Below are 10,468 nucleotides of genomic sequence, written 5' to 3'. Positions count from 1 at the left end.
TCCTGTTTCTTTATATCTATCATTCCACTTTTCCAAAAAGTAGTTAAATACAAAACGTGAACAACCAATTGTTTTCATAATAGCTATTTTTTGTTCTAAACTAGGATAGATCCGGAACTGATACGCTTTATGGATAAGCACCGCTTTTCACCTCACTTCCTTTTTTTATTTGTTTACAATCGTTCTCATGATATATATGAGAACGATATCATGATATAGCAAAAAAATACTGATCACGTATCATTTCTTCTTTTTTGTCGAAAGTCCTCTGTCCCTTTCAAAAAAATATACAAATGAAAGAACTTTTACAATGAAACAATTTCGTAGATGTAAAAATGCCTCGGAGCTGCAACATTTTCTTTCTATTGGAACGAACTGATTACGATACCGGTACCTTATACTGATTCTTCACCAAGAAGAACCTTTAGGCTTTTGCCTAACCGTCATTCAGCTCCCACCTACTCATTGGACCATGTCCTACCCATTCCTTGAGGTGGGAGTTTGCTGTCGGGAAATGATAAATAAAACACCAAGTCCACATGTTTTACTGAAAGACAAGAGTAATTAAGTTTAAGGCTTGTTCTAGCAATAAAAGTATGTTGTTAAACAATTATAAGAAAATGAAAGAGGAGTGGGCAATCCACTCCTTTTATCACGACATGTATTTGTTTTTTTATACGACAATTTATGTTGCCAATTCATTTTTATCCCTCGTGGATGAAATCACTCCTGCTGATAGAAGTATTACTTTCGTATCATAAAATTAAATATTCAGAAAAGTCATAAATATCAATTGTTAAAGTTGTACATTACTGTATAATGGAATATGTTGGGAAATATATTCGTGTGAGGAGGGGTAATCTTGTGTACTTTTAAATTTCATACAAGAACAATAAAAATTACGATGTCCAGCATTAAACCTACTTATAAATGGTATTTTAAATCTTAAGCGATAATGATCTAAAATAAGCTTGCGTGTGCTTATTGGTAAGGGATTATTCATGCGCTTACCTAGGTTTATGGACTTCTTATCCTAGCAGCATTGTTCTTGCTATAAACTAGGAGGAAGAAAATTAAATGATGAATTTACTATCCCACCCAGTGCAAACAAAGGAAAATGAACTGGAAAAAGTTTTAAAGGAAATTCAAAGCGGGCAAAAAATATGGGACGAAGAAAAAAAGATTGATATTGTAAAAGCGATGATTAATCATATCGGTTCAACGGACAGCGAACTTAGAGAATTGATTTACAGTTCTTTTAGTAAATTGATATTAGATAATCAACTTGCGCATGAGCTACAAGTAGAAATATTAGAATTTTGTTTAAGTGACTTATTATTTAAAGGGATTGGCGAGAATGGGACAGATACTGTATTTACTAGATCATTTACTTCACTTTTAATAGAACTCATTTTATACAAGGATAACGAGGATCATTTTCTACCCGAATCTGTTGTTTATAAAGCAAAAGATACGTTAATTCATTATATTAATTTGGAACTGGATTTAAGAGGATATGTCCCTGAAAAAGGATGGGCCCACAGTGTAGCGCATGTAGCTGACGCTTGTGTGGAACTTGTAAAAAACGAAAAAATAGGACAGAAGTATTATTCAGAAATATTAGAAACGCTTTGGAAAAAAATATTTTACACAAAAGGTGTTTATATCCATAATGAAGACGGTAGAATGATAAGATCAATTCTAGCAATGTTAAATCGAGGATTAGAGATAGAAGAAATAGAAACTTTAATCAGACGTATGCCAATGGAAATGAAATCTCAAAAAGAAGAACTTGATGAGGAACATTATTTGTTCCTAAAAGCAAACTGTAAGTCATTTTTAAAAAGTTTTTATATAGAAGTTAACTCAGATTCTAATTTGTTATCACTGCAAAAAAATATTGAAGCGTGCTTATCAGAAATTTAATGGCTTTATTACTTGTTCAACTCGCGAGCACATAAATGAAAGCACCTTAGATATAGATACACGAATTTTAGCTATCCGACTTAGGATAGCTTTTTTTATTGAAGGTATTTTACAAATGGCATGCGGGGAATATTTGACGCTTACAAAAATGATACTCAAGCTCTCATTTTACAGCTAATAAATTGAAGCTATTTTTGTATACAGCTTATGTTTTTATAAAAATTTGATCAAAACATATTTAGAATCCTTTAATAGAAAAGAGACAATACAGTGCAACTTTTTTATAAACGATTAATTTTTTTACAAACAATCAAACTTTTTCAAAACGTTTAAACTTTATTTCGAATTAACATATTTCTCGCTCTGATGAATGTAGTATTAAGAGTGGTAATAAAGGGGTTGAATGTAGTGATAAAGTCCCTAAAAAATAGGCGTATCAAGCAAAGTGTTGATACGCCTTAAAATCATATTGTTAAACAACATGTGTCGTCGTGTAGTATATCTTATATATCTTTAATTACTTTAGATTCAGTATCACATATTAGACTTGGTGTTTTTCATTTCACATATCTTACTATAAATACAAGACAAGCTACAATGAACGTTTTCTCTTTTTCCGTTCTATTTCTTTTTTTATCTTTTACCTCTTGTACTTTCTTTTTTCTAGAAAACCATAAGAAAATACAGCAATCTACTACAAATAAAGTAAAGATAAATATTGCTATATGTATTGTTGTTACATTCTCAAATGAAAATATTTCTGGGAATGCAACGTGTAATACAATTAGCGTGTATAAAATTAACCCTATAAAATAAATACGTCTTATTCTCCATTCCCTTCTTATTTCCTAACATTACGTTAACATACATTTTTTAGAAATAGACGGACAAAATATATGTATTTAGAAAAGGAGGATGCTACATGGATGATTCTGAACGTATTATTTTAGATGTGAATGGAAAAGAAATCGAAATGTTAGATACGATTCGTACACATTTTAAAGAAAAACATGGCGTAGAACTAAGTAATGGTGCACTACTGCGAGATTTGATGGATATTGAGTATATTCGAATTACGGAAGATCGACATAAGTATGATTAATCGATGGATAATTAAGCCTAGAACATATTGTTCTAGGCTTAATTATATTCACATGTAAAATGTTATAATTAGGAAAAACATGTATGGAGGATGCTCTACTATGAAATCTGAAAATATCTCAAAACACTTTCACACATTACATGTACAAAGAAACCAATTCCTTCCTAAACTTCATTCACTTTCACAAGAGCAACTATGGTATAGGAAAGAGGACGCAAAATGGTCTATTGGTGAGCACTTTTATCACTTATATTTAATTGCAAGGATGCTAAAAGTAGCGATTAAATTCTCTTTCGCTCTTATCCCCTATGCCAAACTAAGAAGAAATACCCCATTTGAAACTGAAATACATGACATCTATGCCGAATATAAAGAAAAGCATGGCAAAGGAATGAAAGCCCCTTGGATTTTAATCCCTTCAAAAAAAGTCTATTACGCTATGAATGTAAATGAATTAGAAGAATTACTTTCACGTGAAACAAATGAAATAAAAAAACTAGTTCAAAATATAGAAGAAAATATTGCAGGACATATCGTATTTTTAGATCCAATTGCTCACTATCCTAACCTTATTCAATCTATTCAACTATTAGCAATACATGAGAAGCATCATTTTATCATTATGAAAAATGACTATAAAACGCTCGATGCACCTCTAAAAATATAAAAGACTGCTAATATTACTTTTTAGCAGTCTCTCTTATCTATTTAAGTTCCTGATGCTTCCCACCCATACCACCTGGCACATTGCTATCTTGGTGTACAGTTAGTTCATTTGTTTTAGCATCTTTCGAAACTATATATGTATACGATTCATTTGGTTCATCTTTAAACTGTACATTCATACCGTAAGAACCGTTTTTACTATAAAAGGCCGGTTTTATGTATGAAATATCACTTTCTTTATATCCTTTTTCTTGCAGGTGCCACATCGTTGCAATAATCGTTTCTTCTCGCTTCTCTTGTTCACCAACAATCATATATTTGTCCAAAAGAAATACTTTAACATTTGCAAGTAAGCTAATTAATAGTACAACGATAAATATTGTTCTTTTCATAGATTCCCCTCAATTATTATTTTTTACTATATCATAACTTGAATACTAAAAAAAAAGAAAGTACGCCACCCTTTAACAGAATGGCGTACTTTCCAACTTAATTTTTAATAACCTCTTTAGTTAAACTCTTCGCTTTCTCCAAAGCTTTTTCAATTTGTTCAAAGCCTGTTCCACCAGCACTGTTACGGCGCTTTACAGCCGCATATGGTGAAAGAACTTCATACAAATCTTCTTCAAATAACGAACTCATTTCTTTATATGTTTCAAGTGGTACATCTAATAAATAAATTCCTTTTTGCGTACAATGAAGGACGAGCTTCCCAACAATTTCATGAGCTTGACGGAATGGTAGTCCCTTACTTGCTAAATAGTCAGCAATTTCTGTTGCGTTAGAGAAATCTTGCGTCACAGCTTGCCCCATTTTTTCTTTGTTTACAGTCATCGTTTCAAGCATGCCCGCCATAATATGAAGGCATCCTTCTACTGTTTTCACTGTATCAAACATTCCTTCTTTATCTTCTTGTAAGTCTTTATTGTAAGCAAGCGGCAATCCTTTCATTACAGTAAGCAAACTAAATAAATTGCCATATACTCTGCCTGTTTTACCGCGAATGAGCTCCGCCATATCGGGATTTTTCTTTTGCGGCATAATGCTGCTACCTGTCGCGTATTGGTCGCTCATTTCAATAAATTGAAACTCTTGACTACTCCACAAAATAAGCTCTTCACAAAAACGTGATAAGTGCATCATGAGAATAGATGAGTTACTTAAAAACTCTAATATGAAATCACGATCGCTTACCGCATCTAAACTATTTTCATAGATTCCATTAAATCCAAGGAGCTCCGCACTATATTCTCGGTCAATCGGAAATGTTGTGCCAGCTAGCGCTCCTGCTCCTAGCGGCGAAATGTTAATACGCTTTAACGAATCTTCATAACGATTCACATCGCGCTCTAACATCCAAAAGTAAGCGAGTATATGATGTGCAAATGAAATCGGCTGGGCACGCTGTAAGTGCGTATAGCCAGGCATAATTGTTTCAATGTTATTTTCCGCTTGATGAACAAGAACAGTTTGCAATTGTTTGGTAGCTTTTATAATATGTTCTACTTTTTCTTTTAAATATAAGTGCATATCTGTCGCTACTTGATCGTTACGACTTCGGCCTGTATGAAGTTTTCCTCCTACTTCGCCAATTTGTTCAATTAACATTTTTTCAATGTTTAAGTGAATATCTTCTGCTTCTACCGAGAATTGGAGTTTATTCTCTTTTGCTTCTTGTAATAAATACTGAAGCCCTATCTTGATTTTCTCCGCTTCCTCTTTCGTTACGATGCCTTGTTTTGCTAGCATTGTAACGTGTGCGATACTACCTTTTATATCTTGGTTAACCAATTGCTTATCAAAGGAAATAGAAGCTCCGAATTCTTCTACCCACGCTTCCGCTTCTTCTGTAAAACGTCCGCCCCAAAGTTTGCTCACGCTTCCACCTTCTTTTGATTCACTTGACTATATACTTTCGTAGGTAAACCGAATAATGAAATGAATCCAACTGCTGCATCATGATTAAATTCATCATCGACAGTATACGTTGCTAATTTTTCATCGTATAAAGAGTATTCAGACTTACGCCCTTCTACAATTGCATGACCTTTAAATAATTTCACACGCACTGTACCTGTTACATGTTTTTGTGTTTCTTGTAAGAAAGCATTGAGTGCTTGTTTTAAAGGTGAGAACCATAAGCCGTTATAAATTAATTCTGTTAGTTTTTGCTCAATCATCGGTTTGAAATGAGCAACCTCTTTCACAAGTGTTAAATCTTCAAGTTCTTTATGCGCTGTTATTAATGTCATTGCTGCTGGGCATTCATATACTTCACGAGATTTAATACCGACAAGGCGATTTTCTACATGGTCGATACGTCCCACGCCATGTTTGCCAGCAAGTGCATTTAACGTTTTAATTAATTCAGAAAGCGAATATGCAGTGCCGTTTAAAGTAGTCGGTACTCCTGCTTCAAATCCAATTTCTACAAACTCTGGTTTATTTGGTGTATCTTCTAATGCCAATGTCATCTCGTATGCATCTTCTGGCGGCGCTGCCCATGGATCTTCTAAAATTCCACATTCGTTGCTGCGTCCCCATAAGTTTTGGTCGATTGAAAATGGGCTATCTAAATTAATCGGAATTGGTACATCGTTTTCTTTTGCATATGCAATTTCTTCTTCACGTGACCATTTCCATTCACGCACAGGCGCAATCACTTCTAAGTAAGGATTTAATGCTTGAATAGAAACCTCGAAGCGAACTTGGTCATTCCCTTTCCCTGTACATCCGTGTGCAACTGCAGTTGCACCTTCTTGTTCTGCGATTTCTACTAATTTCTTCGCAATAAGTGGACGAGATAATGCAGAAACGAGAGGATATTTCCCTTCATACAACGTATGGGCCTGTAATGCCATCAATGCATATTCATTCGCGAATTCTTCTTGAACATCAATCATATACGATTTAATTGCTCCTACTGAAAGTGCTTTTTCTTTTACAAATGCTAAGTCTTTACCTTCCCCTAAATCTAAACAAAGCGCGATAATATCGTAATTCTTCTCTTGTAACCATTTAATTGCAACGGAAGTATCAAGACCTCCGGAATATGCTAACACAACTTTTTTCTTCTCCATTTTGCATCCCCCTAAAGAATAAATATTCATTTTCTTTTATAATAATTCAAACTTTAACACCTTTTATAAAATGTATCAAGGGGCATTTTCAATTTTTTTCAAACAATTTCGTCGAACTTCTTTCTGTTTTTATGTACAATATAAGCAGGAAAATGGGGGTGAACTTATGGAAAAGTATTTCTTATACGATGAACATCTAGGAATTGAAATTCCGCATTTACATGAAGACTGGGAAGACATCCCCGAAAAAATGCAACATGCTATTTTACTAAAATGGGAACAAGTTCGCGGGAAAATTCCTGATCGCATAAAAGAACTCGAACACTATATTAATGCAAAACAACATCATTTAAATAACGAGGAAGACTTCGAAATTTCTTGCAAAATTAATTCAGAAATTGCCGATCTCGCTTCCATCATTAATGATCTTTGGCTTTGGTATCGACTTACTCAAAATGTATCTGAGGGAAAAGCACACCAATGAAAAAAGCATGCCCCTCAATTACTTTGGGTCATGCTTTTTTGTCGTAACACGATTTACAATATATTTCTTGCGCTGTTTTTGCTAAACATACATCAAACGGGCCAACTAATATACTTCTTTCTTTCGGCAACTTCACAAAAGCAACAAGCTCTTCTTCGTATTCAATCTTTTTCTGACATGAAACACATTGTAATTCTTTTCTTTTAAACATGTCTTTTAGCATATCTCCACTCTCCCTTTCATCTATCTATATCAATATAATCTCATAATAATTAAAACTTGTAAAAAAATGACACATCCCAAAGTGAATTATTCATATACTATGTACAAAAGGAGGCCTCCAACTTATGCGAGCTTTCATTATTATCGCTTTAACTTTTTTAAGTGTGATTAGCTGGGATGCATTTTTTAAAGATAAAAGTGATAAGAACAGTACAACTGAATAAAAAACCATCTTTTCTTACTTATTGGACAAACTTTAAAAACAGTCCAATCTTACGGAATAGCTTAGGCTTTTCTACAAAAATATTTAAACATAACAATTTTTGTAGATTCCCTCCGTTTATTGTCGGTTTCCATCCGCATACATTTTTTGAAAGTATGATATAATAATATAAATCTTGAAGGAAGGGATTTTGATATCATGATCGCTCGAAGGAGCATGTGGCATCGTATTGACGAATCATACACGTAGCGTATTTTTCAGCTCAGATACTTTAGTCTAGCGAAAAAAATACGAGAGTGGGGAAATTATGATTGCCCGAAGGATAATTTGGCAAAAAAAAGACTCTTCTTACACATAGCGTTTTGTTTAGGACTTAATTGTTACTAGCTAAACAAAACAAAGAAGAGCAGGATTGCTAAATGACGAATCCTACTCCACGTTTTGTTTAGTCGTTTTAAGACTTAAACTAAAACGAAGGTAGGGAGAATTGATGGACGAGAGGATTATTCGTTATTTCTTCAGCGACATATAGCGTAGTTAGTTTTTTCGTAAACTAACTGAAAGCTACATGTGAGCTCGTAGTTAGTTTACAACACAACAAGGACTACTAACTACGGAAAGAAGGAATAACGATGAGGAACATCCAAAGTCGACAAATTATTAAAGAAATTTTTATGGTTTTAATCGGTTCATTTATTTTAGCAGCAGCGCTATATCACATTCACTTCCAAAACCACTTAACAGAAGGTGGCTTTGTAGGTATTGCACTATTCATCCAAAATTTTTATGATATTTCACCATCTATTTCAACTGTAATAATGGACATCCCAATTATTTTACTATGCGCTTCATTTTTAGGTAGAAAAATGGTTGGCTATTCATTCTTAGGTTCAATTTCATTCGGAGTATTTTATTCCCTTATGGAAAATTATTCTCCTTTTACGGTAGACTTATCAAATAATTTATTTATAGCTGCAATAGTTGGCGGTGCGTTAGCTGGTATTGGACTCGGTTTTATATTGCGATTTGGCGGTGCAACCGGTGGAGACGATATTTTGACAATTGTATTAAGTAAACGAACTCGTTTTACAATTGGGCAAATTTTCTTCGTCTTTGACGCGATTGTTCTTGCGCTTTCATTATATTATTTAAATTGGACAGAAATCGCTTTTACTATTCTTTCGATTGCCGTGCAGGCAAAAACATTGGATTTAATTTACTATCCAAAAGCAGAAAAGAAAGCAGAAAAGAAACCAGTATCTATTCCAATGTCCAAAAAACATGCGACAAACTAAAAAGCGAAAGGCTTCGGCCTCTCGCTTTTTTCATGCTCTCTTTTCTTTTTCTAATATGTAGCGTACTTGATAAAACTTATTTGCAAATTCAGTAACATTCCGCGTTAAGCGATAGTTCACTGTAGAGCCAATTGCCATTCCGAGTACAGGAATACCTTGGAATAATTTACGACGAAGAGCATAAATCGAAAATGTCTTCAAAATTTGTTTTAACACAACCTCAGTAGAAGCTGGCTTTAACACTTCTTCGTCTCCTTCATAAAAGAATGAATCTTCTTGCTCGAGTTCTCTCAGTAAATTGTACCATGCATATTGCTGAAGTCTTGCTGGTAATAATGCTGCATGGAATACTTTCAACGCGAGCATCATTTCATACGGCTTGTTCGCATCATGCCCAAATGATGTCGCAATCAGTTGTACAGCCTTCACATTTAATGCAATCATAACCGGAAAATCAGCCGTTAATAATAATAGACCGCCAGCACCTGTTGCCCCGCCTTGTACGAATGAATATAGACGATGACGTGCTGTTTGCTGCTCTGCTATGTATGTTAATTGATCAATAGATAACGCCTTCAAATCTTCAAGTTGCTCAATTGATTCATCAAATAATCTCGATGTTCCTAAAATACGATTACGTGCATCTAACTGTGATTGTGAACTTTGAATGAGTGCATGCAAATGAAAGAGCCATCCATCTGCTTTCGCAAAGAAATCTTTTCGTTTTTTCTCAGGCAGTTTCGTAATTGTAGTATGCAACCACTTATCAAACATTTTTTGAAAATCAGTCGCTTCTTGCTCTACTAATTGCCCTTCCCACTCTTTTATATTTTCTAAAATGGCTTGTTCTCGCTTCGATCGCATCGCAACAACCACCTCGTTCGATTTTTTTCTATTGTAACATATTTCCGCTTATTCTTTACAATTAGCTCAACCAATTGAATAAAAAGGTGATTTTCTCCATATTTCAAATTATAATTATCCACATATTAATGAATAAGGGGCGATCACATACATGTATCCACGTGCAAAGGCCTTCGGTATTGTAATACGGGATAATTTCCTTCTCGTACAAGAGTATAGCACGGCCGATGGAACCTATTACCGACCTCTTGGTGGATCAATTGAACTCGGAGAAAAATCGGCTGAAACAGTCATCCGGGAGTTTAAAGAGGAACTTCATACAGAAGTGGAAATTATCGATTATTTAGGTTGCTTGGAAAACATTTTTCATGCAGATGATGAAATTGCTCATGAGATTATTCAACTATATACAATCCACCTTTTAAATACATCACTACATACAACAGAAATACTCCCCATATATGATGAACAAACATCTTCCTATGCAAAATGGATCCCCATCACTGCATTCATTCAGAAGGAAAAAGTGCTATATCCGGATGGAATCATAAAATATATCCAAAAGAAAAAAGACGAAATCCTTTAGGATCTCGTCTTTTTCATGCA

12 protein-coding genes and 1 pseudogene are annotated in these 10,468 nt (G+C 34.2%); 6 read left to right on the top strand and 7 right to left on the bottom strand.

Going from position 1 to position 10,468, the window contains the following annotated elements; translation table 11 throughout:
• A partial coding sequence (locus BAU28_RS09725) for a helix-turn-helix domain-containing protein (protein WP_165615158.1) occupies window positions 1-141 on the bottom strand: 141 nt, incomplete at its 3' end.
• Between the two features lie 936 nt (window positions 142-1,077).
• Here BAU28_RS09725 and BAU28_RS09720 point away from each other — a divergent pair.
• Window positions 1,078-1,926 carry a DUF2785 domain-containing protein gene (locus BAU28_RS09720; protein WP_083594650.1) on the top strand — a complete coding sequence of 283 codons (849 nt, stop codon included), beginning with the start codon at window positions 1,078-1,080 and terminating at the stop codon, window positions 1,924-1,926.
• A gap of 598 nt (window positions 1,927-2,524) precedes the next feature.
• Here BAU28_RS09720 and BAU28_RS09715 read toward each other — a convergent pair.
• A pseudogene (locus tag BAU28_RS09715) lies at window positions 2,525-2,753 on the bottom strand (hypothetical protein); the annotation flags it as partial.
• Between the two features lie 95 nt (window positions 2,754-2,848).
• Here BAU28_RS09715 and BAU28_RS09710 point away from each other — a divergent pair.
• Together BAU28_RS09710 and BAU28_RS09705 are read left to right on the top strand one after the other, a co-directional pair.
• Window positions 2,849-3,028 (top strand): hypothetical protein, encoded by a 180-nt coding sequence (locus tag BAU28_RS09710; protein WP_000342760.1) that lies wholly within the window; start codon window positions 2,849-2,851, stop codon window positions 3,026-3,028.
• A gap of 100 nt (window positions 3,029-3,128) precedes the next feature.
• Window positions 3,129-3,695 carry a DinB family protein gene (locus tag BAU28_RS09705; protein WP_071718447.1) on the top strand — a complete coding sequence of 189 codons (567 nt, stop codon included), beginning with the start codon at window positions 3,129-3,131 and terminating at the stop codon, window positions 3,693-3,695.
• Between the two features lie 37 nt (window positions 3,696-3,732).
• On the opposite strand, the gene BAU28_RS09700 is transcribed toward BAU28_RS09705, so the two are convergent.
• The 3 genes from BAU28_RS09700 to BAU28_RS09690 form a co-directional block, all read right to left on the bottom strand.
• Window positions 3,733-4,086, bottom strand: coding sequence for a DUF3139 domain-containing protein (locus BAU28_RS09700; RefSeq protein WP_071718446.1), 354 nt, complete (start codon window positions 4,084-4,086; stop codon window positions 3,733-3,735).
• A gap of 97 nt (window positions 4,087-4,183) precedes the next feature.
• Entirely contained in the window at window positions 4,184-5,572 is a 1,389-nt protein-coding gene (argH, locus tag BAU28_RS09695; RefSeq protein ID WP_071718445.1) for an argininosuccinate lyase, read from the bottom strand.
• On the bottom strand, window positions 5,569-6,774 hold the full coding sequence (locus tag BAU28_RS09690; RefSeq protein WP_002173754.1) for an argininosuccinate synthase: 1,206 nt from the start codon (window positions 6,772-6,774) through the stop codon (window positions 5,569-5,571). The genes argH and BAU28_RS09690 overlap by 4 nt, the downstream gene beginning before the upstream one ends.
• A 166-nt stretch (window positions 6,775-6,940) precedes the next feature.
• Between BAU28_RS09690 and BAU28_RS09685 the strand changes: the two genes are divergently transcribed.
• Entirely contained in the window at window positions 6,941-7,258 is a 318-nt protein-coding gene (locus BAU28_RS09685; RefSeq protein WP_071718444.1) for a radical SAM protein, read from the top strand.
• A 28-nt stretch (window positions 7,259-7,286) separates the two neighbouring features.
• Here BAU28_RS09685 and BAU28_RS09680 read toward each other — a convergent pair whose 3' ends face one another.
• Complete coding sequence (locus BAU28_RS09680; RefSeq protein ID WP_048372177.1) at window positions 7,287-7,481, bottom strand: hypothetical protein; 195 nt, start codon at window positions 7,479-7,481, stop codon at window positions 7,287-7,289.
• An 854-nt stretch (window positions 7,482-8,335) separates the two neighbouring features.
• On the opposite strand from BAU28_RS09680, the gene BAU28_RS09670 reads away from it, so the two are divergent.
• A complete protein-coding gene (locus BAU28_RS09670) occupies window positions 8,336-8,998 on the top strand; it encodes a YitT family protein (protein WP_048372175.1) in 663 nt (220 codons plus the stop codon).
• A gap of 30 nt (window positions 8,999-9,028) precedes the next feature.
• Here the strand turns inward: BAU28_RS09670 and BAU28_RS09665 are convergent, their stop codons facing one another.
• Complete coding sequence (locus BAU28_RS09665; protein WP_048372173.1) at window positions 9,029-9,862, bottom strand: EcsC family protein; 834 nt, start codon at window positions 9,860-9,862, stop codon at window positions 9,029-9,031.
• Between the two features lie 151 nt (window positions 9,863-10,013).
• On the opposite strand from BAU28_RS09665, the gene BAU28_RS09660 reads away from it, so the two are divergent.
• On the top strand, window positions 10,014-10,448 hold the full coding sequence (locus BAU28_RS09660) for an NUDIX hydrolase (RefSeq protein WP_071718442.1): 435 nt from the start codon (window positions 10,014-10,016) through the stop codon (window positions 10,446-10,448).
• The last annotated feature ends 20 nt before the right edge of the window (window positions 10,449-10,468 follow it).

Origin of the sequence: Bacillus paramycoides (genome assembly GCF_001884235.1) — a bacterium.
GTDB classification, from domain to species: Bacteria; Bacillota; Bacilli; order Bacillales; family Bacillaceae_G; genus Bacillus_A; species Bacillus_A paramycoides.
Note: the sequence above shows the minus strand (reverse complement) of the source record. Positions and strands in the feature narration are given on the sequence as shown.

Coding starts and splice junctions, on each gene's coding strand:
- BAU28_RS09720 (WP_083594650.1), top strand. CDS start 1,078: ATGATGAATTTACTATCCCACCCAGTGCAAACAAAGGAAAATGAACTG.
- BAU28_RS09710 (WP_000342760.1), top strand. CDS start 2,849: ATGGATGATTCTGAACGTATTATTTTAGATGTGAATGGAAAAGAAATC.
- BAU28_RS09705 (WP_071718447.1), top strand. CDS start 3,129: ATGAAATCTGAAAATATCTCAAAACACTTTCACACATTACATGTACAA.
- BAU28_RS09700 (WP_071718446.1), bottom strand. CDS start 4,086: ATGAAAAGAACAATATTTATCGTTGTACTATTAATTAGCTTACTTGCA.
- BAU28_RS09690 (WP_002173754.1), bottom strand. CDS start 6,774: ATGGAGAAGAAAAAAGTTGTGTTAGCATATTCCGGAGGTCTTGATACT.
- BAU28_RS09685 (WP_071718444.1), top strand. CDS start 6,941: ATGGAAAAGTATTTCTTATACGATGAACATCTAGGAATTGAAATTCCG.
- BAU28_RS09680 (WP_048372177.1), bottom strand. CDS start 7,481: ATGCTAAAAGACATGTTTAAAAGAAAAGAATTACAATGTGTTTCATGT.
- BAU28_RS09670 (WP_048372175.1), top strand. CDS start 8,336: ATGAGGAACATCCAAAGTCGACAAATTATTAAAGAAATTTTTATGGTT.
- BAU28_RS09665 (WP_048372173.1), bottom strand. CDS start 9,862: ATGCGATCGAAGCGAGAACAAGCCATTTTAGAAAATATAAAAGAGTGG.
- BAU28_RS09660 (WP_071718442.1), top strand. CDS start 10,014: ATGTATCCACGTGCAAAGGCCTTCGGTATTGTAATACGGGATAATTTC.